This window comes from SAR324 cluster bacterium (assembly GCA_015232315.1).
Lineage (GTDB): Bacteria > SAR324 > SAR324 > SAR324 > NAC60-12 > JADFZZ01.
Genome location: JADFZZ010000017.1, coordinates 24,834 through 48,782 on the forward strand (window position 1 = coordinate 24,834; position 23,949 = coordinate 48,782).

A 23,949-nucleotide genomic window follows, 5' to 3' on the forward strand; every position below is an offset into this window, starting at 1 on the left:
TTCTATGAAACGAAAAATGTTGAGTACACAAGTAGTTGCAGCAGCTTTGATTGGTATGATTTCAGCACCCGTATTACATGCGGCTGATGAAGCCTTCAATGCTTCAATCAGAATTGTTGCAGCCTTGGCCATTTCTGAAACCAGTGCATTGACATTCCCTCAAACCGAAGCGTCTACCAGCACACAACAAGTGGCTATTGGTCCAAATGATTCAGGCGCGGCATCTTTTAACATCACGGGAGAGCCTAATGCGGGAGTAACCGCCTCTATCGTGGAACCAAGTCTTGAAATGACTGTTGGTCAGACCACCATTACGATTAATACATTCACCTTTGGTGGTGCTTTAGCATCAAACGGTTCAGTATCTTTGAATGGTTCCGGTAGTGCGACTGGAGCTAAAGTAGGAGCTACCGCGAATATTCCTGCAAATCCTGAATCAGGGCAATATTCCGGCGCATTGACCTTTAGGGTCGTTTATAATTGATCATGTGACATCGGCTATGCTCCCTGTAGCCTGATCCTATATAAAAATGGCATACAGACTGAACCTGTATGCCATTTTTTTTGGTAATTTCGAATTTAAATCTGTTGATAGATGGGAGTAAAAATGAATATCAGCAAATCTTGGTATATAAAACAAAATTCAATGATTTTCATTGTTGTCACTTTTATCTGTTTTGTATCCTTACCTCAATTATCCCTTGCCACCAATGAGTTATTTTCTGTAAATCTGGAGATCCTGCCTGTACTAAAAATCAATCAAGATGAAATTCTGAGTTTTTCCATAAACCCGGAAGAAATGATAAAGGCTGAAACCCTCACTGAAACTGGCGGTATTGCATCTAAGCCAAAACACACTTTTACTATTGAACCCGACCAGCAAGGTGCTGCGAGATTGAGTATTAACGGCGAAAAGAATACCTTGATACGAGCCATAGTTGTAGAAACAGAAGTATCACTGTTCAACGCTAATGGTGGTCACAATGTTAAAATCAATCAATTCAAATTAGGTGGTGGCTTGGGACATGATGGACAGGGCGTCATTTCCTCATCTAAAACAAGTATCTCTACCTCTATTGGCGCGACGGCAGAATTTACAGATACTCCCGCAGATGGTCAATATTCTGGATCACTCACACTCAGGGTTCTGTATAATTAAATAACTCTAAGGTTCTAACTGGAGTTCATCTTCATAGGATGGAATTGGATCAGGCGTTCCTTCTCCACGAAAGCGTGAATGGCATTCCTTACAGCCACGTTCTTCAAACAATTTCAACTGTTGCAGGATCTCGCGCTGACTTTTAAATTTTACGGTTTCAATCAGTTTAAGAGCCTCAGTCTTCATAACTTTTGCCAATTCCTCAAATTCTGGAGACAAACGTCCCTCGGCATCCCAGATTGACTCTTTAGCTCTGGATTTTGGACTGATGCTTTTGACCATAAACAGACGCAAAAGATCATCGGTCATCAATTGCAACGATTCCGCATGCGCAATGATTTGGGGACGGGCATTGATATGCTTCCGGATCAGATATTTGAGTGTCAGTGTATGCATCCCCTTGATTTGCATGACCATGCCACGATATCTGATCAAATTATTCAGGTTAGTTTTTTGTAGAGTAACATTGCGAGTTTGTGCATCTTCGGTAGACTGAGCACTGGTAATCAGTGGCACACACAACAACATGAACATCAAAACAGTTTTATATACAAGAGGGCTTGATTTTCGCATATTGATCCTTTGTTTGGAAGAAGATTGTCAAACGGTTATGCCAATAATGAGGAAAACATGAAAGTACAAAAATTTAATAAAATCTGGGCAATTTTCAGTTTGATCGTGATTATTTTTTTGGCTTCAGGACATCCAGCCCTCCCCAAAAAAGATGATGACTATGACGATAACGAACATGAGGAAGCCCAAGATGATGATTATGACAATAGAGACCACGGAAATAAGCATTACTGGCGTTTAAGAATTGAAGAACGTAGCGATTTGCGCTTTCCGACCGTTGTTTCAAATACAGACAATAATGACATCATCGTAGACCCTGAGGATTCAGGCGCTGCCGTTTTTGATGTGAAGGGTTTCCCGTATCAGGAAGTCAGGGTATTTATTTTGCATGATGAAACCTATATGTATCCTGTAGATATTACTCAGAATTCATCTAATTCTTCCGGTGACAGAGTGATCAAGGTCATGAGGTTCACTTATGGCGGTTCGTTGAGAGACCATGGAAGAGGCGGTGAAGGCTATCTGAACGCACAGGGCATGTTAACCAATATGAGAATCGGCGCAACAGCCAAACTTCAGAACCAACCCGTCCCGGGTGCCTACCTGGGACAATTGATTTTGAGAGTGGTTTACAAATAATTCTTTGACAGGTTTTTAGTAGATTTCTGCTAAACGAGGTGGCCCATCTAATTCAATTTCAACTCTTTACATTAACGGATGTTTTGATCATGCAGATTATAAATCGGCTCAAACAAATATCAGCAATAGCCCTCATTATTGGCAGTTATCTTGCATTTTCCCCACTTGCATGGAGTAAAGCAAATTTCACAGTAGCCCCTGGAATTGTGGAATTTGATTTGTCTCGTCCCGGGACACAGACCTTTTTACTCATCAATAGCGGTGATGAAAACATCCGACTGTTCATTCGGCCCCTTTATTTTGAAATTGATTCAAGATCATTGGCTGCGGGAGTTCACCTGCGCTCACTCACTGCGGAAGAAGAAGATATTTCATCAGTCATTCTGGTCAGCCCGCGAGTGCTAGCACTCATACCGGGAGAACGAAGAAATATACGCATTTCAGTTCGTCCCAACCGCACCTTAACACCGGGTGATTACCGTGCGCATTTGCTTATAAAAACGCTGGGAGATCAAAAAACCGCACCTCAGCCTACGGATAGCCAACAACAGGGGATGAGCATAAAACTCGATATCTCACTGGAAACAGCCGTGGCTGTTTATGGGCGAATCGGAAACCCCGAGTTTGACTTTCAATGGGAATGTCAGACGACTCAAGAAGGAAAACTGCAGATCAACGCAATCAATCTGAGCAAATGGCGTTATAGTGGATGGGTAGCCGTTTATGACGTGTCCAACATGGAAAACCCACTTGCCAAACAACGGTTGATTTCACTGAGAGAAAGTAAACGTCCAATAATGTTCGATTTTTCCCCTCCTGAAAAAATGGAAATACGCTGGGGGACTGGTGAAGCCAAACAAGATGAAGGAAAAAGTCAATGTTCCATCAGCAAGTAACCTTTTCCTTATTTTTGGAGTGGCACAGTTCACACGAATATTTATATTATGCCTGATTTTAGTCACAGCTTGTAATATATTTGTTCAAGCTGAGGACAACCCACTTTCCCCCCCTGCACCCCCCCAAGAATCTGCTTCTAATGATATTTTTGAGGCTTTTATTGCCTTTCAGGTACGCAAAGCAACAGGCGATACCTTTTATCGAGTCCTCATGGATGCTGATGAACGACCCTATTTAAACATTGAAGATATCCTGTTTAACTGGTTGGAAATGTCCGGAAGTTGTGACACCGCAAAAATTGCCTGTCATGCATTTTTACACCTTTACCAGCAAAATTATTGGATTGACGGGAAAAAATCACAATTTGGGAATTCTCGTCAAAATACCACAGTTACATTTCCAGCAGACGCACTGGTTATATCAGAGGATAAACTCTGGTTGCGTTATGACGTATGGGATCAATGGATTCCTGCTGATATTACATGGAGTTTGTCACGTTATTTCATGAAATTTCTGCCGCAATACCCATCCCTGGTAGATCTGGCCAGTGAACGTGAAAAACAACGGGATAAATCAAGAAAAGCACAGTTAGAAAGAGAACGGATTGATCGACTTCCAGTCATGGAACCTGATGGGATCTTTCATAATGAAATGCGCTACAAACTACGAATGGGAAGAGAAGTGAACAGTCTCCAGCAGGGTGTTCAGGTTCAGGATGCTGAGGTTTCCTACGAATACAATGCCGATCTCTATCAGGGGACGCTCCAGATTTCCGGGAATGTGAACACGACCAGCGCTGGAGAAAATGCGAAAAATTTAAGTTTTTCCACCTGGAAATATACCCGCATGGAACAAAGCCTGTTTCATCTTTTCGAGTTGGGAGATCTCAGGTTGGGCCCTACCGTGATGATGCCGTCCATCGTTTTAAATTCCGCAGTTCATTTACAACGCCTGGAACATAAACGGGGAGTCGGGAATATCAGCTTGATAGGCGTAGCTCCAGAAGGAACAGAAGTGGATTTGTATCATAATGGATATTTACTCGCCAGTACTGTGGTCAAAAAAGACGAAGCGTCTGAAGGTTTTGAAACCATTGATTTTCTGAACTTGACCAAAGGTTTTGGCTTGTACCAGTTCAAGGACATGGTGGTTGAAGGTGGAGGAATGATGTCATTGAAATTCTTTTATCCTGATGGTTCCTATAGTGAAGATGTGGTGCGTATTGCTCCGGACAACGGATTGATTCTTGCTCCATTTCAATGGGATTCCCAGGCTTATTGGGGCAAGTCACCTCTGGGGGAAATCGGACATCTCGATTTCCGTTTTGGTTTATTGAGCAATTTTTCGCTCGGAATTCACGGCTATCAGATGCCGGATGACGCATTGACCCGTCAAACCGGGTTTCAACATTCTGTCACCGCATTTGGCGGTGACATTGCACTGAGACCTTTTTATGGAATGACAATTTTGGGCGAAACCATTCAGACAGCAAATACTTTCAGTTATGGAATTCAATCGAACATATCCTGGTTGAACCCCCACGTGATTCAACTGGAAGCACGCTTTCTTGATGAACTTAGCCCCTTATATAGTTTTTATTCTGGCGATCAACGGACACCTAAATACTATCGTGTTGGGCATAATGTGAGCTGGCGAAGCTGGTTTTTTTCGGAAGACTATCAGGAAAATACTTCAAAACAGAAACTCAACATGAGCGTAAGGTATCGGGTATCCTCCCCTGTTTCATTATTTTCTGAGTCGGCATTTTCAAAATTCTGGAATGATCCTTCCGTGTTAGAAACTTATACCTTTGGGGGCGAATACACGACCGAATATCATGGGTATCGAGTGTCCCGGAATCTGAGTTCCATTCCATCAGTGTCTATGAGTTATCGCTTTCAGGGAAAAGACAGTTTCCCCTGGGAAGCCTCGCTGAGTGTCACCAGAAACGACGACAATCGAGTGACAGCCTCCGCAACCATCGCGTGGAAACCGTCAGATCAATTCAACACAACCGTCAATGCCACCCAGAACAAGCAAAGTATTCAGGTTTCATGGACAGATATTCTTTCTCAGGAGAACGGCCCTGATCAACCCCGTGATTTTGGTACCGGGACCTTGAGCGGAAAAATTTCCATTCCCAAACGTAAAGAAGCTGAAAGCATCCCGTTGCAGGGCGTTGTAGTGCGGGCCGGATCCAAGCGAGGTGTTACCAATGAAAATGGAGAATACCGCATCACCGGACTTCCTCCTTATCAAACGTTAGAAGTGTCCATTGATCCTGCTTCTTTAGATGTTGGATTGGTTCCTAAAAAAGCAAGGGATATGATCCGGTTTCGTCCATCCACCCATATAGAATTTAATCCTCAACTCTCCTGGAGCACAGGACTCGACGGACAGGTCAATGTCGGTGCTGGAGTGAAAGATCCCGCCTTTGTGGAAGCTGTCGATGCTGATTTAGAAGTAGTGGCTAAAGGCAAGATTGAAGAAGATGGATTTTTTCTCATCGAAGGGTTGATTCCTGGCAAATACACTCTTCGCGTCAAAGGCATCAAACCTGTACCCCATCCTGTTCAGATTGTGGTGGAAGAAGGTATGGACTGGATTCCAGGTATAACCTTTGAGGGCGTAGACGATGAAGTATTGCGTGAACAGCCGCTGTACGAAGATTCGTCACCAGTTTTTCAGGAAAAATAAAAAATAGACGGGAGTGCCACTTTTTCAGCCACAAATCGTAGGGGGCAAACCTGTGTGTTCGCACTGATCCCGGGCTGACACACAATTTCAGCTTTCAGTATTAATGCAATTCAGAAGCATTATGACTCCATAGCAGAAAATATCGTTTGGCTTCCATGCCTTGATAATTCTTGAAAACTGATAGCTGACGGCTGAACGCTTACCAATACCCAATAATTATTGGAAGGTAGTCCAGATTTCCTGGGCTATAGGTCCCATGGGTTCACCGGCTTTGCGAAGCAGGGAAATATCAAATGAGGGCTTCTGAAAATTTTTCAGTTTGAGCGGCACCAGGCTTCCAATGGCGAGTTCATTCTGAATAAAATGGGTGGGCATGATGCCCCATCCCAAGGCTGAAATCAGGATTTGTTTCTGCGCATACAAGTCATTGACCATCCATGTAGTCAATTGCTGTTGGTAGGCGGCTACGTAATCTTCCAGAGTTTGATTGACCAGAACCATCACATAGGGTTGTAATTCCTCTATTCCTATTTCATCGTTGGCATGTGAGAGAGGAAAGGCCGGTGTGGCAACAGGAATCAACTCAATTGTCACCCATTTGAGCGATTCCAGAAGCGGGTTGGACTGACTCAGATACGTCAGGGCAAAATCAGTTTTTTGATTCAGCAGGAGTTCAGGAATATGCTTGTTGTTCTCAATACGGAGTTTGATTTTGAGGGAGGGGTGACTGGTCTGAAATAAATGCAGAATGGTCATGACTCCCGCAAGTGGACACAATGAATCCACCACCATGGTTATTTCAGCTTCAGCTCCGGTTTGAAGATATTTCGCAAAATCTTCCAGCTTATCAATCGCCTCAAGAGATTGCCTGGCTTTTTCATAAAAGGCTTTACCCTGAATAGTCAGAACGGGACCTGAGTGAGCTCTCGAAAAAATTGAAAAACCTAAATCATCCTCCAGATTCTTGATTGAAATACTGATGGCTGACCGTGAGCGGTAAAGGCCTTCAGACGCTGCCTGAAAACTACCTTTTTCCACCACAGCCATCAATCCTCTCAGTTGGTCAATTGTCATATTCTCCTTCCGGGAAAAGGTTCATACGTGTCTGACACTGGCTTAAACCCTCATCACACTCAGGAATAGTCCGCTTCCGGATGAAAACACACCACGGCGCCGGTGGTTCCGGTCGGAATGAATTCATGGGCATCAGTCAGTCGGATTCCGAGTTTGTCAGCCTGGATCAACTGATAAAGTGTCCGGTTGTTCTGCAAATTGGTGATACCAGGGTATCCGGGACTATAACGGGCGCCAGTTCTTTGAACGGTGCTGGTCAATTCCCGCAATTTTTCATGGAGCCATTCCGCCATGTCTTCCGCCACACGGTCGGACAATCCCTGAAGTAGCATGGCTGATTCGGTGTCGCCTTCCGCTTTGAACGTTTCAATTTGCTGTTCTGCCAGATTTCCGCCTGTAGAAATCTGAAAACCGATCACATCATACTTGCCGGAACTCACAGGATGATAAAATTGTGCCGCGGAAAACTTATCCTGATTTCCTTTGCCCAGTACAACGGTGAAATCAATTCTGGCAATTTCCTGTGTGAGATCCTCGGGAGCATACACCAGCACTTCGTCACCATCGGACTGACAGGGAAACAAACCGATGTGTCCCTGCGGAACCAGCCATTGTTTGGCTTCACACAACGTGATCCATTTTCGTTTCATGGCGTCAACGGATTCCGGGGTCAACCCCTTTTTCTCCCAGCTATCCCTGCGTCCAAGGCGCCAGTTGAGCGCATACAACGTTTTTTCGTCCAGCGGCAATTTGCTCAACGGCAATTGCCAGGCTGTGACCCCGTATTTAACTGGAGGTGCCTGATATTTATCAAAGGCTACGGTTCTTCGTGGAAGCGTATTGAGCAGGGATTCTGTCTTTTCACTTTGTTTGCGGGCACGTTCGTAATAGGTTTTCAGTTCTTCACGGTTTTTTTCAATGAACTGTTCTTTTTCTGCGGATTGCAGGGCTTTGATTATATTGACGCCATCCATGGCCGAAGCGCAATAAAACACATCGGGCTTGATGGCCTTGAGATCCTCCTGTCCAGCCATAGCCACATATCCTGCATGCCGCCGGTTCACCGGTGCCCCACCGATCAGCAACGGAATGGAGAATCCGGCTTCCTGCACCATGCGTGACACCGTGATCATGTGATTGGATGTTTGCACCAGCAACGCACTCATGCCAATGGCGTCCGCCTGATGTTCACGGGCGGTTTCAATAAATTTTTCCAGCGGCACCTGAACGCCCAGATCAATAACCCGGTAGCCATAATTTTCGAATAAGGTTTTTGCCAGATCTTTGCCGATGCTGTGCACATCCTGATAAACAGTTCCCAGAACAATGGTGCCTTTATAGGATATTCCTCCGTCGCCAACCGTATTGCGTTTCATGAACGATTCCAGAAACCCCATCACATGTTTCATGACATCGGCGGATTTGAGCAGATGGGGCAAAGAAACTTCTCCTGCGCCAAACCGGTCTCCCAGTTCCTGCATCGCTTTCATCAGGTGTTGATTGATCAGATCCAGCGGTTGCATGTGTTGAATCACCCGGGCGGCCTGTTCCACAATTTTGTCCTGATATTCATAAGTAAATCCTTCCACCGTCACAGAACCGCCGATGCGTTCCTTGAAACCGTCCTTGATTTTTTCACAAATCGCGGTGGTGTCTGGCAGATCTTCATAGGTTTGCTTTTTAGTGACAGTCCCGCCTTTTTTAATTTCCGCGATTTCTTCAAGCCGGGCAAACGCTTCCATATCACGTTCCAGAACGACTTTGAGTCCCAGTTCATAGTCTTTGGGGTCAATACTTTCCACAGGCACATAATGGTTCGGATTCACAATGGCCGCATCCAGTCCGCGTTTGCGTCCCTCATCCAGAAAAATGGAGGTGAGAACCAGTCGCATGTATGGTTTTTTTGCCAGACCATTGGTGAGATTGCCCACCCCAATGGTTGTTTTAATATCAGGATGCAGTGCCTTGATCCGTGGAATGGAATTGAGCGATTCCATCGAAAAATTCATGCCTTCAATCGACTCCGCGCCAATCGGAAATGCGTTCACGTCAATCAGCAGTTGGTCAGGAGTGACGCCATGAACCGCGCAGGCTTCCATGATTTTTGTAGCCAGTTCAACTTTTTTGTCCGCGGTGAGTGCGGGGCCTTCCAGGTCAGTCGCCAGAGCGATATAAAGGGGATGATGGAATTTTGTTTCTGGCACCAACGCGTCAATCTTGCTCAGTCCCGGCGCATATTCCTCAAGGGAAATGGAATTCACGATCGGACGTCCCGGATAAACCTGAATCGCGTTTTTGAGTGCGTCCACATCGAAGGAATCCAGACACATGGCTCCTGAAAAATCCAGAGTCATGGCCTGAATGACTTTGGGCAGAACCTCGGGAGTGCTGACAACATTGGAATCCATGCACACGTCAATAATGTCCACGCCCAAATCCTTGACCTGTTCATTGACCACTTCTTCCAGTTCATCAAAATTGATCACCCCTGCCGGATTTTCCACGGCATCTTTTACTTTTTTGGAGCCACGCACATTGAGACGCTCACCGATCCGGATCAGATTGCTGGTACTGTCCACCGCCACCGCCTGTTGGGGGCCTGACAAATAAACACGGGAATCCAGTTTTCTGGAAACAGGGGTGATTCCCCGAACCGCATCTGAAATCGCCTTGATATACGCCGGAGTGGTACCACAGCAACCACCCACAATGTTGACGCCCAGTTCCTTGACAAATTGGCTCAGATGCCGGGCCAGATCCTGCGGGGTTTGCTTGTAAACAGTTTTGCCATTTTCAGAAGTGGGCAAACCTGCATTGGGTATGACAGAAATCGGCAGTTTTGAATAACGTGAAAGCTTTTCCACCGTAGGACGCATCAGGTCAGGACCAATGGAACAGTTGATGCCGAACACATCAATGCCAATTCCCTGCACAGTGGTCAACGCGGCATGAATATCGGTGTTGAAAATCTGCATTTTACAAAATTGATCCACCGTGACCTGCACCATGATGGGCAGTCTGATCTTTTTTTCACTCATGGCACGAAGTCCACCCGCCACGGCCGCTTTCACTTCCAGAATATCCTGCTGGGTTTCATACAACAGCACATCGGCACCACCGTCAATCAATCCCAGCACCTGATGATAAAAATTGGATTCCACCTGCGCCCAGGTTCCTTTGCGCAGATTGGCACTGGTGCTGGAAAGCACCGTATTGGACGGACCAATGGACCCAATCACAAACAGTGGTCGTCCATCATAATCCGCTTCTTTTTGATAGACAGCCTTTGCCCTGACGGCAATCTCAGCCCCAACCCGACTCATGGCATAGGCCATTTCTTCATAGGAAATCCGGTTCAAATCAAATCCGTGCGGAATTGGCGCAAACGCACTGGTATCAAGTTGACTGAAATCATATTCCTGAAGCCGGAGAGGTGTGGCGCCAAAGGTATTGGTTTCAACCGCATGAGCGCCGGAGCGGAAATAGGCCAGATGAATTTTTTGAATGGCATCAGGATGGGAAAAACTGAGCATGTCCGACAGCATGCCAAACGCAGCGCCCCCAAAGGCATCATGGCCCAGTTCAAGGTTTTGAATCATGGTTCCCATCGCACCATCCAGTACGATCACCTGTTGTTTCAACGCTTCCAGAAAATTCATAAAACTCCGGTATATTTTAGTTATTCAATTGAGAGGACACACAAAAAGGGCGAGGAGCAAATATCAGGTCTTTCTCGAAAGTGGTAAGTTCTCAGCTTTCAGTTCTCAGTTTTTTTGAACTGATTGAAATTTTTATGATTTTTTATATAAGCCAAAAAGTTTCTTTGAAAGTTTGATACTCATAAAACTTTTAATTTTAATGACTTACAAAAAACTGAAGGCTGATAACTGAAAACTTACAACTCTTGAGTTCTTTCAAAAATTTGCGGAAATCATATGTTTTTTTGAGAAAATTTCAATGATCGGTGTCACCGTCTTCAAAATTTTGACAGAATTGTTCACCTTTCTGAATATATTCCAGATAAAGCAGGATGGTATCACTCAGGAATTTCGTATCTTTTTCTGAAACATTCTGAGTTTTGATATCATGAACTTTCCTATGAGCAATATCCAACCAGAAAAGCCCTTCGGCTGGTGGCTTATTGCACTGGATATAAAGCGGAGCATCCTTCCCTTTGGAATAAAAAAACAGTCGCCATTCCTCGACATACAGCATGGTTGGCATATTGAAAAGACTCTCGAAAGTTTTAAAAAACAGGATGCGGATATTAAAAAAAGTTTTTAGGCCAGGGGAGAGATAACCCTCTAATCCTCTGCGCTGTCTTGCCCGTTTTAGTTTCAGGGATCAATATCGGTAATCAGAGGAAACAATTTTGCGATAAAAGTAAAATTTGATTAATTCTTCATCCAAAATATTATTGATACGTTTCATACGTATACCTCCTGAAAAGCACAAACACTTTATTCACCTAAAATTAGCTTCCCTATCTGTTCAATTGAATCAACGTCCAGTTCGAGGGGGTAATCTGTTCAGCGGAGATGATCTGGAACCCTTTGAAGCCCTTGTCAGTGAAATATGATTATGTCATTTGTCGGATTGAAAAATAGCGGTTTTTCAAAGAGTATCCTTCTGTCTTGATACAGGACGTTTCGCTCAACAGTTCATGAAAGGAATTCTTTATGAAACAAAAAATTATATTTATCGCGGTAACAGTAATCGTCGCAGTATGGGGCATCAGCCTGGTAGCGGCAAAAATAATGGTGCCAGAGCATAATCCGCCTGAACATTATGCGGGAATGATCCTTGGCACAGAAGCAGATAAAATTCTGGTTGACTCCTGCTTTGACTGTCATAGCAACCAATCAAACTGGCCCTGGTACAGTTACATGCCGGTGGTTTCAGCACTGGTTGCGCATGATGTGGAAGAAGGACGCAAAGAACTGAATTTTTCCCTGTGGGATAAAATGACTGAACAGAAACGTCTCAAAAAAATGGATAAGGCCCTGGAAGAAGTCATGGGTGGTGAAATGCCCCTGACGCCTTACGTCTGGATGCACGCCAACGCAGAAATAACCCCTGATAAAATCGCGGTATTGCGTGCTGCGGCTCAGGAAAAACTGGGGCTTGTTGTGAATGAATTCGCAGACAAAGACGAGGAGGGAGACGAGGATGAAGATAAAGATTAGCCGTCATGCCCTGTCTCAGAGTAGACTTCCCTTTTTGTTTTTTTTATGCATGGTGACCTTGAGTTCGTTGGCATTTGCCGAGGAAATGAAACTCAATTCCGCCATCGTTTTTAACGTGAAGACCAACCTGTTCGCTGTTCAATTTGACGGGAATGCCGATCCGGAAAAAGTGCTGTTTGAGCTGACTCTGCAAACAACGGAATCCAGTTTGATGATTTCTGAGGTGTCAGTCACAATTCCTCTTGAGGCGTTATCCACTGGAATCAAAGTGCGGGACAAGCACATGAAAGAAAAAATATTTCAGACCCAGGATGGGCAACAACCGCCAATCCTGTTCAAGTCACAGCAGAATTCCTGTGTGGTTGAAATCAAGGGTGGTGACTGCACCCTCAATGGAGAACTTGAAATCGCAGGAAGAAATCTGCCCACAGCAATTCCACTGCATGTGGAACAAACAGAGGGAACATGGAAAGCTTCCGGACAAATGGTTATCCTGTTGGATGCCTTTCAGATCAAACCTCCGGGATATATGGGAGTAAAAGTTAATAACGCTGTGACAGTTCAATACGAGGTATGGTAGAAATAATATAATCAGGCAGGTTCGATGAAAAAAAATATATTCCCCAGACCGCGTTTAACAACGATCACACTGTTTAGCAATAAACAATTCAGGATCCAGCGATATTTTTCCATCGCGGGTTTTGTCCTCCTCTCCTTCTGGAGTGGAATTGCCCATGCTGAACCGGAAATGATCCGGCATGATTATTTCAGTTGCATGGCCTGTCATTACAGTCCTCACGGCGGTGGTCTGTTGACGCCTTATGGACGGGGAATCGCACAGGCCCTGAGCTATCAGGGAGGAGACTACGAAGAATCGGAACTCAAACAAAAATTGAGTTTTGACGGCTTGATGGATCAGGGCGTTCAGGTCCGACTTGCGGCCTTGACCCATGGTGAAATCGGAAAAGCTTTTCCAATGCAGGGAGATTACCTCAACCATACGCAACTCAATGATAATTTATCCCTGAATGTGAATATTGGCGAGATCCCTCCTCCGGCGGGTTCTGATTACACGTTTGATCAGGAATTCCTTAAACAAATCATCCTCAGAAAATTCGTGGTGAGCTATCGACCCGGAGAAGATGGAACTGAAATCACGTTCGGCAGAGATTTGCTGCCTGTCGGACTGGGATTGGATGATCACACTTATTTCATTAAAAAATACAATCGACTGAATGTGAATGATGTCGTGACGCAACTGGGATACTATTCATGGGGACCCCAACTCCTCTATGCCATTGTCGGTTATGCACCCAGCACTGAGGAGTCTGAGGGAAATGGTGAAGCAGGAGGTGTGCTCAGTTTTGAGTATAAACCGATGGTTCAGAAAAATTATTCCTTTGGCGGACATGTCCTGAAAGGCCGCACTGATGCAATTTCCCGCACTTTGACAGGCCTTATGACTCGTCTGTCATTCAGTGAATCCATCGTGATATTGGCAGAGTTGGACCATACGCAACGGGAATTAGCGGACACAGGACTCAGTTTCGGACAATGGACTCGCTTTCTAAAGGCAAGTTACTATCCGATGGACTATCTGGAAACAGCGCTGACCATGGAGTCTCTGGAACGTGAAACACCTTTTGAGGCCGGGGTATCACGAACCGCCTTAAGAAGCACACTACGCGCCACCGGACAACTGAGTTTTATTTTTATTTTCCAGAATCAGTTCACTAATGATACGGCCTCCAATCTGGATAACATGTTGATGCTACAGGTCTTTTACAACGGATTTTAAGGCCATTGCTGAGGAAAGATGATTTATGAAAAAAACAGGATTTTATAAAAATTTGACAAAATATTGTGTCAGTGTGGGAATCATTGTTTGGACCATAGCGTCCTGTGCGCCTACAGGAACTGATGAAACCGCCGAATATCAGACCATTGACGCAGACACACCTGTGACCTTTGACATCCTGCATGATACCGTTTTAAAACCACTTTGCGTCCGTTGTCACGATTGGGCCAATACTGAAACTGAAACCAGAAACTATATCTATCCCGGAGTGGCGGATTATTCAGAATTGTATAAAGTGGTCACTGTAGGAGAACCGATTATGCCTCCTGGCGGCCCCGAACTGACTGTTGCGCAAAAAGAACTGGTTTCACGATATATTGAAGAAACTGCCGTAAAATAGTTCAAGTGCCCCAAACCCCATGTTTCCACCCGCCACGAAAGACGGGTGTTCCTTTTTTTGACACTTGGCCAAAAATGTGGCCAACCCCGCTTGCAAATCCTGCCCGAAAACAAAATGCAGGCTTGATTAAAGAAGCAAGCCGTTGTATATCGACGCCTTTGCGGCGTTAGCAAAACAAACATTTCATTAGCCACAGCGTTATTATGGCCGCATCTGATTTGGAGGATTGATTTGAATATTGCCGAATGGATTATGGCCGCAGGAGTTACCTTTGCCATAAGTGTATTGATGTTCTCGGTGTTCCAAAATGATCCATGGAAAGATCATGTTTATGAGCAGGCACCTGCGATTGTAGCCGGTACACCGTCGCCTCATAAAGCCGGGCGAGAAAAAATGGCTTGTGCGAGTTGCCATGCGATCGTGGACCCAAGTGTTGCTGGACGTAATCAAATTATACCACCCATTGTTGATGGAGCGGCCATTCCAATTTCTCATAAGGATGGACGTCACAAGCAGGCCTGTTCCATGTGTCATCAAATCATAAGCAGAAAAGTTGCCGCTGAAACCCGGAAAAGCACTCCCGCCGCCATTGAAACCAGACCAAACACGCCCACGGCAATTACAGTGGCTCAGGTCCAGGTCGTAATGCCCGCGACCCCGGATGCGGCAGTCTGGGACCCGGAATGGCATGAGAGTTTTGGACTGACTCGCTTTCAAGGAAAAATTGTTCGTATTGTAGAAAAGGCAGGGGCCTATCAAACTGATAATATAAACATTCTGGTAGATAACAAAATTAGCACACCGACATGGTACAATGTAGCACCAGGCTGGTTTTTACAAGAACAAAAATGCTCTCTTGATTTTGGAATGTTTGTAAAAGGTGTTGCCTTTCAAGACATGGCCGCAACAACGGAAATGCAATATGTAAAAACACTCTCAGTCAATGGGCAATTCTGCGATATTCGCGATAAAGAAATGATTGGCTTCTGGGAAACTGGTGCTATGTTCGATGAAGAGTGAGTTTATCATGAAAGAAATAACCAATATATTAAGCCGCGAAAAATGGGAGGTATTTTATCTTCTGTCAACGCTATCCACCCTGGTCATCGGCCTCACCGCCGCACTGCAACCCTTCTTTTTAGCGGATGTGATTGTTATCCCTTTTGAGGAGGAAGGCACCATCAATGCTCATCTGGTGGTTGTTACCCAAATGTGCAGTTTGGGGCTGAATTTTCTTCTGGGTTTCGCCTGGAGCCGCCGCAAAAGGATGGCTTCTCTGTTTTATGGCTTTGTTATCGCCGCATTTGCGGCCTTAATGATCCCTTTTAGCAAGAACATAGCCCTTACCATCGGTATTTCCGGCCTTACGTTTTTTTATATGATGCGCATTTTAGTTTCAATGGGAGCCGACACGCTCCAGTTACAACTCTCGACCATGGGAGGCGATGGGACCCCCGATAGAAAGCACCCGGAACTTCTATCCAACATGATTTTCATGATGATTCTGGGCAGCACCATCATCCTCGCAATTCTGATGCAGATTCCCACCTCGGTCAAAAATATTGAGCTTGTTATGCTCCTGCCATTTTATGTTGCCGTATTCGGGGCGTTTATTGTCAACAACTACATGCTTTCCGATTCAAATGAAGATGAGTCCGTCCCCCAACCCTTCAAACAGGCCTGGGAATTACTATCCAGTGACCCAAGGATGCAGCTTTGTTTCGCTTCCGCCCTGTATGTTCGGGCAGACATGCTGGCGATCAGCGTATTTCTCTCGTTATGGACAAATTCTTTTGCCGATATTGTTGGTATCTCACACGCGGCCGCGGCGGGACAAGCAGGATTGATGCTGGGTTATCTGGGGCTTATCATTCTGCTCACAATGCCCTTATGGCGCAAATACATGGATACGCATAGCCGTATTTCAGCCATAGGTGCCAGCCTGTCGATCACTGGAATCGGGTTCATTCTTTTAGCGATGATGGTGACAAATCCCTTCGACTGGTGGACAACGTTACTGCCGCTAACCCTGGTAGGTATCGGTCAGGCAGGCAGTCTGATTGGCCCCAAGATATTAGCCGCTGAACTCACCCCAACGCATGTTTTGGGATCATTACAGGGATTGTTATATCTGATCAGCTCCATGGGTGTTGTGATGCTGGTTCAAAGCGGTGGCTATTATTTTGACGCTGTTGGGCCAACCGCGCCGTTTATTTTAATTGGCGCAAGTAACATGCTGATCATGTTCTATGCGTTTTGGCTTGTTAAAAGCGGCATGGATGAACGCGATGATCATACCTTGATCAAACGGCGCAAAATTAATCTGAAGCCATTTGTTTTTATGCTGTCACTGCTGCCTCTCATCTGGTTGATTGGACGGGTTCTGGTCGGAGGTGTTACTCTGGGCAGTGACATCGGGCAGATGCCTGTCGGCTTTATCAACCGTTACCTGGGGGATTGGGCCTTTAATTTTCTGCTGTTATCCTTATCTTTACGCCCTGTAGCCAAATTGACTAAGGTGGGAGCGCTCATGCAGTATTCCCGCATGATTGGACTTTATGCTTTTTTCTATGCATTTCTGCATGTGTTAACTTATTGGTCGTTGGAGTGGGTCTTTAATTTGAATGAGATCTTTACCGATATTGTAGAACGCCCTTTCATTCTTCTGGGAGTGGCCGCGTTTATCATTCTGGTTGTTTTAACAGTGACATCAACAAAAGGCTGGATGAAAAAACTTGGTGGTAAAAAATGGAAAAAGCTTCACAAAACTGTTTATCTTGTGAATATATTGGTAGCTTTTCATTTTATGTTTGCCGCAACCCATGAAAATGGAGAACCTCTCATCTATGGATTTGCGGTAGCGTTACTGCTTGGCTATCGGTGGTGGAAGAGGCCCCAAAAAAATGTAAAAACTGTTAATTAAAAAAACTCAATGGATCTTTATGTCTGATACACAACAATCTCAAAAAAATACCCTATCGCCCCAAAACAAAGTAATGATTGGCATGCTGGTTGGTGTGATAGTCATCATCATCTTGTTTGGCTACCTCAAAAACAGGGAAACGGCCTCAATTGCGCCCGGTTCTATTGTGCAGGGACAAAACGTTGCTTTTGTTGCGAATTCCAATAACACAACTCTGACTCAACAGGAATATGAAGATCTGCTCTTTATGCGCGAAGAGGAGAAAATGGCTTTGGATGTCTATCAGTTTTTATCACAGCAGTGGCAATTCAACATTTTTTCCAGCATCGCGCAATCGGAACAACGCCATACCAACAGGGTTGCTAATCTTCTGAATGTATACAATATTCCAGATCCTTCATTGAATAAAGGACCAGGTGAATTTTTGAACAACAATCTGTCTGAGCTTTACTCGCAACTTGTAGTGAGAGGACAATCCTCTATTTTGGAGGCTCTTAAGGTTGGTGCACTCATTGAAGAAGTGGATATTCGCGATCTGGATGCGGCAATTCAGGCAACTGACAAGCAGGATATAATATTCGTCTATAATAATATCCGAAATGGCTCATATCACCATTTACGAGCATTTGTTCACAGTATAGAACTGTATGAAAACCGTTATCAGGCGGTTATTCTTCCTCAGGAACGAGTGGATTCTATCGTTCAAAGTCCACTCGTATTAACCCCATAAAAACCACAGCTATTCTCCGCAGACCTTTTTGTGTGTCACAAATCAATAATTTACGGTTTGATCATGGGGAATGGATTCAACGGATTTTTTTTGATCCATTGTGTTCCAACCCCCAGCAACACTTTATGGAAGCCTTCATAAGGAAACATCCGCCGCACCTCTTTTGTGAAAGCGGAGGGTATTTTCGGTCCAAGCAATCCCATGGAAAGATCCAGTAAATCCGCTTTTCTGAAAGCCTCCACCATTGCGCCAAATTCACCACGATAGGGAACCAGTTTGTGATGATTATCGATCATTTTCGCGATTTCATCACCCCAGAGAGTTCGTCCTGAGTTTTCCAGAAATTCCCGTGCATGCGCAATGGAGGGTTCAAGATAATCAAAAGTACGATCGAGCCAGATTCCGATGTCATGAAAGGCTGATGCGATTGCCACCTTTTCATGAACAATCCGGTCCTCTGTTTCCATTTGGAACAAGGTGTAGTTATAAACCCGGTACACATGGCCGTGATACGCCTGATAATCATTGCCGAGGGGCTTTTTCCAGAAAACAAATACAGCTTCAATGAGAGGCACTCGCTCTATGGGTGTCATGGGATTCATTCCTTCAAAAAAACTGTTAAACTTGAATTTCGCTGTTGTTTTGAACTGACACACATGCTATCGAAGCGCAAGGATATATTGTCCAGATTCAATTCAAACACACAGGATCACTATGCCATTGTGGCTGAATGAAGCATCATCTCCCCATTTTCCTCCAGTAGAACGATTGGACCCGGAACATACCGGAATTGTCGCGGTTAATGGGGATTTTTCCATCGAACGGCTGATCAATGCTTATGCCAACGGGATTTTTCCATGGCCCTCGGATTATGGACTGCTCTGGCATTCTCCAGATCCCAGGTATGTCCTGTTTACGGATGACGTACATCTCTCGCGTTCCTTGCTCAAACAAATACGGTCAGGCAGATTTGAAACCCGATTTGATACGAACTTTGCCAGTGTGATTCGGTTGTGTTCTGAAGAACGTAAACGAGGCACATGGATTTTACCCGAAATGCAAACAGCCTATACCCGACTGCATGAACTCGGATACGCGCATTCAGCAGAAACCTATGATGCGGAAACGGGAGAGTTGATCGGTGGCTTGTATGGGGTTTCCATCGGGAAAAGCTTTGCGGGTGAATCCTGTTTTTTTCGCCGTGACAACGCCGGAAAAATCGCGTTTGCCGCACTGGTCGCAAAGCTTGGAGAGCTGGGGATTCCTTTCATGGATTGCCAGATGGAAACCCCTCTTTCAAAAAGCTTTGGCGGAGTGTTTGTTTCCCGGAAACAATACCTCACCATGTTGAGGAGGCAGGTGCAACAACAAGATATCCCCAAGAACTGGATGATGTAAGGGCGACCGGCCGGTCGCCCCTACGTGGGCATCAATGGGCATCAAACTGTTATCGGTCAGGCAAATACATTGGCTTCATAAAACCAGTCAATCGTGAGAGAAAGACCCTCTTTCAGGGGAATCTGGCTGTAGTTGGGCATCAACGATTTCAGTTTGGTAATATCCAGACATTTGGATTTGGCACCCACATATTTCGACGTATCAAACTGAATCTTTCCAAAATCGTAGTCAATTTTCTCACAAATCAACTGGGCAAACTGACGAATCGTGAACTCTTCACCCCCGCCAATATTCACCAGTTCATTGTTGTGATGAGCGGTCAACTCCAGCGTCGTATTTACAAAATCACCAATATAAATCAATTCCCGCCGTTGAAATCCATCCCCCCAGAGTGTGACAGGTTCATGATGATATTTTCCACGCATGATTTTGCGGATCAGGTCAAAGATGAAATGCATCTGCCGTCCATCCGTGTGATATTGAGGACCATACAGAGTGGATGGGACCAGACACAGATAATTCAAACCGAACTGCTTGTTCAAGGCCAGTAATCCCGCATACAGCATCCGTTTGGTCATGGCATACGTAAACAGGCTTTCAATGGGAGTTCCTGACATATAATTTTCTTCTCTCAACGGCAACTCTGGCGCATAGGAACAACTGGTGCCCATGCAGATCAGTTTGGCCTGCGGCTGGTGTTTCTGCCACCAGGTGAGTACATTGGTGTTGATATGCTGATTGATGAGCCATTGTTCTCCCGGATGATACAGACAAAAATCTCCAGCCTGGGTCCATGCGGCCAAATGATAAATCTGGTCATACGTCACAGCACCAAACGGTTTAAGCGATTCCTGGCGGGTCAAATCCGCGTTTTTTGAATTCAGTTTCACCACCTCGTGTCCCTGTTCTTCAAGAGTGCGGCAAAGGGTGGTGCCCAGAAAACCGGTTGCGCCGGTTACCAGAATTTTCATGCGGTGCCTTTCATGGGTTGACAGGGAAGTAAAATTCAATTCTCTGTTCAATGAGGTGCTGGTTTCGAGCCAGAATTTCATCCTTGAAATTCCAGGCCAGTACAAAATAAATATCTGGGAGACGCGTCAATTCATCTTCCATGACGATGGGAATATGGGTTCCCGGAGCATATAAACCTTTCCGCAATGGATTTTTTTCCACCAGAACATCCAGATATTGTTTACCTGCCCCGAAATAATTGAGCATGGTGTTGCCTTTGACGGGGGCACCCATACCATAGATGGTTTTGCCTGCCTGTTTGGCTTTTTCCAGATATGCCAGATTTTCAATTTTCATCTGCTCTATCCGTTTTTCAAACAACCGGTAGGTTTGAAACGCATTGCTGGAATCCTGTTCTTCCTGAGCGATCATGGTTTTAAGGCGATCAGAAGGCGTGGCACGAGGCTTATGCGTGACATAGCCGATAATGGACCCACCATGTATCGGAGACAGTCTGGCATCAAACATGGAAAGACCGTGTCGCTGAAGCAGGATTTCAATGGTTTTGAGATTGTAGTACAGCAGATGTTCATGATAGATCTGGTCAAATGCCAGATTTTCCACAATCTTTTTCATATACAGAAACTGAACAATGAACACGCCATCGTCTCTCAGACAATCCCTGATTCCTTCTGTGACCGAATGCAGTTCTTCCAGATGAAAAAACACTCCTGACGCATTGATCAGATGAAATTTCCGGGGCAATTGACGCGCCAGTTCCTGATTAAAAAAGGAGTTGATGGTAGGCACACCGGCATCATTGGCAATCCGTGCGGTGGTTTTGGACGATTCGACCCCGGTCACTTCATATCCCAGTGCCTGATATTGTTTCAATTGAGAGCCATCGTTGGAACCAATATCAAGGATGGATTTATCAGGAACTCCGGCAAAAAAACGTTTGTCCGCTTCCTCCGCAATGCTTTGAAAGTGGTAGTTCAATGAGCGTGTTACGCCTGAAAGATAGGTGTGATCGCCGAACATGATTTCTTTTTTGACAGTGTAATCAAGCTGTGCCGTTTCGCAATCGTGACAATATAGAACCCGCAGGGGATAAAACGGCTCCTTGCCGAGTTCCTCTTCCTTTAAAAAATGATTGCACCAGGGCTGATGTCCCAGATCAATGGCCAATTCCAGACGAGAGGAATCACAAACACGGCAAGCGTTTAGTAACGTGTTCATACACGGAGCAAAATTAAAGGGTTCATAAAGTTTTTGTGGCTAACGATATTCAGGCAAACAGATCCTGATTATTTTTTATAAAAGCTTCTGCCTGATTCAGGGTTTCAGGGGTGCCGATATCCAGAAAGGGTACTGCGACAGGATGCACACGAAGCACATGCTTTTGCTGGAGTAGCGTTGGGAAAATCTGCGTTTCAAAACTCAAGGGACGCACCTCGGGAAAATCGCTCAGCAACTGATGTCGAAAGGCATAGACACCGGCATTGATCAACCCTTTTCCCGGTCGTTTTTCCGCAAATTCAACCAGATTGCCCTCACGGTCCAGGATGAGGGAGCCATATCTGGAGGTATCTTCGACTTCCAGACCAAGGATCACACCATCCACTTCTGAGTCCTGAAATCTGGAAAACAGGGGGGCCAGATCTGCCAATGCCAGGGAATCCCCGTTCAGAACGAGCCAGATATCGGGTTGATGGGAATGATTGTTCACAGAGTGCAGAAAGCCGCCCCCTGTTCCTAGAGCTTCGGGTTCCTGATAGCAGTGAGTCCGGCTGAAAAGAGTGGTCAACGATTTGAAATGTTGTTCAATGACTTCAGACAGATAGCCTGTGGAAAGAAGAATATCCCTGATGCCATGTTTTTCCAGATATTGAACAACCCACTCCAGAAACGGGCGTTCCAGGACAGGAGCCATCGGTTTGGGAATTCCTGGAAGCAGGTGTCGGATTCGTGTACCAAAGCCTCCAGCAAGGACTACTGCGGATATATCGAGATTAAATTTCAAAGAATGAGACATGAGAAATAATGAAGCAGATCAGGAATTTTTAGAAAAAAGCCGATGCTCAATCCATGAGCAGATCAGATGTCCAACCAGGATATGTCCTTCCTGAATTCGCGGTGTTTCATTGGAGGGCATTTTCAGACAGAGGTCACACAACGTTCCCATTTTCCCGCCAGAAGATCCTGTCAGACCAATGACAAAGATTCCCATGCTTTTTGCGGTTTCAATGGCATTGACAATATTGGGAGAATTGCCAGAAGTGGAAATTGCCAGAAACACATCGCCTTTCACACCATTTCCCTCAATCTGTCGAGAAAACAGTTTTTCATAACCATAATCATTGCCAATGGCTGTCAGAATGGAGGTATCTGTCGTCAGTGCGATTGCGGCAAGTGCAGGGCGGTCAAAATAAAAGCGGCTCACCAGTTCTCCTGCGATATGTTGAGCGTCTGCGGCAGAACCACCGTTGCCGGCAATCAGAAGTTTATTTCCCTGTTTGTAGGCCTGCACAGAATGATCACACGCTTCCTGAAGCAGGCTTAAAAAATTTGAATCCGCCAGAAGTTGCTGTTTGAGGGTGATGTTGTTTTCTATTTGAGAAGTCAGGAATATATCAGCCATAAAGCTTTTCCGATCAATAGATGTTGTTTGAAAATGGTTTCAGTCTTGAAAAAATCTGGTTGATCCAGTCATCAGACAATTCTGAAACACCCTTGCGGATCCAGTCCTGCCACCAACTGGAGATCGTTTCAAAATCTTCAGCCTCAAAACGATGCTGAATCATGTATTTAAGGTCATTGCGGTATACTGCGACATCAATGGGAAAGCCTACATCCGTGGTGCTGGTCCGGGTTGCGTCAAACGAAAGATATCCCACTTTCAGCGCCCATTCCAAACTATCTTCATAATTCAGGGCACGGTCCAGCACAGGTTTTCCATAACCTGATTCCCCAATGATGTAATATGGGGAGCCGATGGTTGATTCAACCCAGTTTCCTTCAGGATAAATCATGTAGAGTTTGTGTTCTTTGTCTTTTTCAAGACGTCCGCCCACAATCGCATACAGATTAAACCAGATATTGCTGTTTCTAAGAGAGGGACCATCTTCTTCGGCGACCCGACGAATTTCGTTGGCAAAAGCATTGACCGCTTTATACATTTTATCAAAAGAAGAGACTTCCTGTTCCAGAACTTCCTCAAAATAAGTGATGGCTTTATCTCTGACAGACCTTAATCCCGAAGTCATCACAAACATGCTGTGATTGTTGTGTTCATGGATGGTTATTTTTCGGGCTGTGGTGCGAACCGTTCCTGACGTGAGTCGAGTATCCGCAATTGCGACCAGTCCATTTTGAAGTTTGATTCCCAGACAATATGTCATAACTAAGACCCTGTTCACGATTAGACTTAAAAAATTAAAGCCGGAGAATGCTAGAGTCATCCTCTAAAATCAAGTTCTTACTGCCGGAGGGGATGCTGTTGTAACACTGTAGAGTCATAACAT

23 protein-coding genes are annotated in these 23,949 nt (G+C 45.1%); 13 read left to right on the forward strand and 10 right to left on the reverse strand.

The annotated features are described in order from the left end of the window. The first annotated feature begins 4 nt into the window (after window positions 1–4). Together HQM11_12360 and HQM11_12365 are read left to right on the forward strand one after the other, a co-directional pair. Complete coding sequence (locus tag HQM11_12360; protein ID MBF0351817.1) at window positions 5–484, forward strand: DUF4402 domain-containing protein; 480 nt, start codon at window positions 5–7, stop codon at window positions 482–484. 123 nt (window positions 485–607) lie between these two features. Next, the gene (locus HQM11_12365; GenBank protein ID MBF0351818.1) at window positions 608–1,159 is read left to right on the forward strand and encodes a DUF4402 domain-containing protein; all 552 of its coding nucleotides are present in this window, start codon (window positions 608–610) and stop codon (window positions 1,157–1,159) included. Window positions 1,160–1,165: 6 nt separating this feature from the next. On the opposite strand, the gene HQM11_12370 is transcribed toward HQM11_12365, so the two are convergent. Further along, window positions 1,166–1,732: a cytochrome c gene (locus HQM11_12370; GenBank protein MBF0351819.1), complete on the reverse strand. Its 567-nt coding sequence runs from the start codon at window positions 1,730–1,732 to the stop codon at window positions 1,166–1,168. A 57-nt stretch (window positions 1,733–1,789) separates the two neighbouring features. Here HQM11_12370 and HQM11_12375 point away from each other — a divergent pair, with 57 nt between their 5' ends. From HQM11_12375 to HQM11_12385, 3 genes are all read left to right on the forward strand, one after another. After that, window positions 1,790–2,371 carry a DUF4402 domain-containing protein gene (locus HQM11_12375; protein ID MBF0351820.1) on the forward strand — a complete coding sequence of 194 codons (582 nt, stop codon included), beginning with the start codon at window positions 1,790–1,792 and terminating at the stop codon, window positions 2,369–2,371. Window positions 2,372–2,460: 89 nt separating this feature from the next. After that, window positions 2,461–3,267, forward strand: coding sequence for a hypothetical protein (locus tag HQM11_12380; GenBank protein MBF0351821.1), 807 nt, complete (start codon window positions 2,461–2,463; stop codon window positions 3,265–3,267). 211 nt (window positions 3,268–3,478) lie between these two features. After that, a complete protein-coding gene (locus HQM11_12385; GenBank protein ID MBF0351822.1) occupies window positions 3,479–5,965 on the forward strand; it encodes a carboxypeptidase regulatory-like domain-containing protein in 2,487 nt (828 codons plus the stop codon). Between the two features lie 216 nt (window positions 5,966–6,181). Here HQM11_12385 and HQM11_12390 read toward each other — a convergent pair whose 3' ends face one another. The 3 genes from HQM11_12390 to HQM11_12400 form a co-directional block, all read right to left on the reverse strand. Continuing rightward, the gene (locus tag HQM11_12390; GenBank protein ID MBF0351823.1) at window positions 6,182–7,039 is read right to left on the reverse strand and encodes a LysR family transcriptional regulator; all 858 of its coding nucleotides are present in this window, start codon (window positions 7,037–7,039) and stop codon (window positions 6,182–6,184) included. A gap of 59 nt (window positions 7,040–7,098) precedes the next feature. After that, window positions 7,099–10,698, reverse strand: coding sequence for a homocysteine S-methyltransferase family protein (locus HQM11_12395; protein MBF0351824.1), 3,600 nt, complete (start codon window positions 10,696–10,698; stop codon window positions 7,099–7,101). Window positions 10,699–10,993: 295 nt separating this feature from the next. Further along, a complete protein-coding gene (locus HQM11_12400) occupies window positions 10,994–11,263 on the reverse strand; it encodes a hypothetical protein (GenBank protein ID MBF0351825.1) in 270 nt (89 codons plus the stop codon). A 455-nt stretch (window positions 11,264–11,718) separates the two neighbouring features. Here HQM11_12400 and HQM11_12405 point away from each other — a divergent pair, with 455 nt between their 5' ends. The 7 genes from HQM11_12405 to HQM11_12435 all read left to right on the forward strand — a co-directional run bounded on the left by HQM11_12405 (window position 11,719) and on the right by HQM11_12435 (window position 18,076). Continuing rightward, a complete protein-coding gene (locus HQM11_12405; GenBank protein ID MBF0351826.1) occupies window positions 11,719–12,225 on the forward strand; it encodes a heme-binding domain-containing protein in 507 nt (168 codons plus the stop codon). Then, a complete protein-coding gene (locus tag HQM11_12410; GenBank protein ID MBF0351827.1) occupies window positions 12,209–12,805 on the forward strand; it encodes a YceI family protein in 597 nt (198 codons plus the stop codon). The genes HQM11_12405 and HQM11_12410 overlap by 17 nt, the downstream gene beginning before the upstream one ends. A gap of 24 nt (window positions 12,806–12,829) precedes the next feature. Beyond that, the gene (locus HQM11_12415) at window positions 12,830–14,023 is read left to right on the forward strand and encodes a hypothetical protein (protein ID MBF0351828.1); all 1,194 of its coding nucleotides are present in this window, start codon (window positions 12,830–12,832) and stop codon (window positions 14,021–14,023) included. 25 nt (window positions 14,024–14,048) lie between these two features. Continuing rightward, a complete protein-coding gene (locus HQM11_12420) occupies window positions 14,049–14,423 on the forward strand; it encodes a cytochrome c (GenBank protein ID MBF0351829.1) in 375 nt (124 codons plus the stop codon). A 231-nt stretch (window positions 14,424–14,654) separates the two neighbouring features. Next, a complete protein-coding gene (locus HQM11_12425; GenBank protein MBF0351830.1) occupies window positions 14,655–15,443 on the forward strand; it encodes a magnetochrome domain-containing protein in 789 nt (262 codons plus the stop codon). A 7-nt stretch (window positions 15,444–15,450) separates the two neighbouring features. Further along, window positions 15,451–17,346 (forward strand): ferric reductase-like transmembrane domain-containing protein, encoded by a 1,896-nt coding sequence (locus tag HQM11_12430; protein ID MBF0351831.1) that lies wholly within the window; start codon window positions 15,451–15,453, stop codon window positions 17,344–17,346. A 19-nt stretch (window positions 17,347–17,365) separates the two neighbouring features. Beyond that, window positions 17,366–18,076, forward strand: a complete 711-nt coding sequence (locus HQM11_12435) for a DUF2202 domain-containing protein (GenBank protein MBF0351832.1) — start codon at window positions 17,366–17,368, stop codon at window positions 18,074–18,076. Between the two features lie 50 nt (window positions 18,077–18,126). Here HQM11_12435 and HQM11_12440 read toward each other — a convergent pair whose 3' ends face one another. Continuing rightward, window positions 18,127–18,669, reverse strand: coding sequence for an HD domain-containing protein (locus HQM11_12440; protein MBF0351833.1), 543 nt, complete (start codon window positions 18,667–18,669; stop codon window positions 18,127–18,129). A gap of 121 nt (window positions 18,670–18,790) precedes the next feature. Between HQM11_12440 and HQM11_12445 the strand changes: the two genes are divergently transcribed. Beyond that, window positions 18,791–19,474, forward strand: a complete 684-nt coding sequence (locus HQM11_12445; GenBank protein ID MBF0351834.1) for a leucyl/phenylalanyl-tRNA--protein transferase — start codon at window positions 18,791–18,793, stop codon at window positions 19,472–19,474. Window positions 19,475–19,530: 56 nt separating this feature from the next. On the opposite strand, the gene HQM11_12450 is transcribed toward HQM11_12445, so the two are convergent. From HQM11_12450 to HQM11_12470, 5 genes are read right to left on the reverse strand one after another with little or no spacing between them, the layout of a single operon-like run. Next, window positions 19,531–20,445: an NAD-dependent epimerase/dehydratase family protein gene (locus tag HQM11_12450; protein MBF0351835.1), complete on the reverse strand. Its 915-nt coding sequence runs from the start codon at window positions 20,443–20,445 to the stop codon at window positions 19,531–19,533. Between the two features lie 10 nt (window positions 20,446–20,455). Then, complete coding sequence (locus tag HQM11_12455; protein ID MBF0351836.1) at window positions 20,456–21,664, reverse strand: class I SAM-dependent methyltransferase; 1,209 nt, start codon at window positions 21,662–21,664, stop codon at window positions 20,456–20,458. 49 nt (window positions 21,665–21,713) lie between these two features. Then, window positions 21,714–22,460: a nucleotidyltransferase family protein gene (locus tag HQM11_12460; GenBank protein MBF0351837.1), complete on the reverse strand. Its 747-nt coding sequence runs from the start codon at window positions 22,458–22,460 to the stop codon at window positions 21,714–21,716. Between the two features lie 18 nt (window positions 22,461–22,478). Beyond that, the gene (locus tag HQM11_12465) at window positions 22,479–23,066 is read right to left on the reverse strand and encodes a D-sedoheptulose 7-phosphate isomerase (GenBank protein MBF0351838.1); all 588 of its coding nucleotides are present in this window, start codon (window positions 23,064–23,066) and stop codon (window positions 22,479–22,481) included. Between the two features lie 13 nt (window positions 23,067–23,079). After that, window positions 23,080–23,826 carry a peptidase gene (locus tag HQM11_12470; protein ID MBF0351839.1) on the reverse strand — a complete coding sequence of 249 codons (747 nt, stop codon included), beginning with the start codon at window positions 23,824–23,826 and terminating at the stop codon, window positions 23,080–23,082. Window positions 23,827–23,949: the final 123 nt, after the last annotated feature.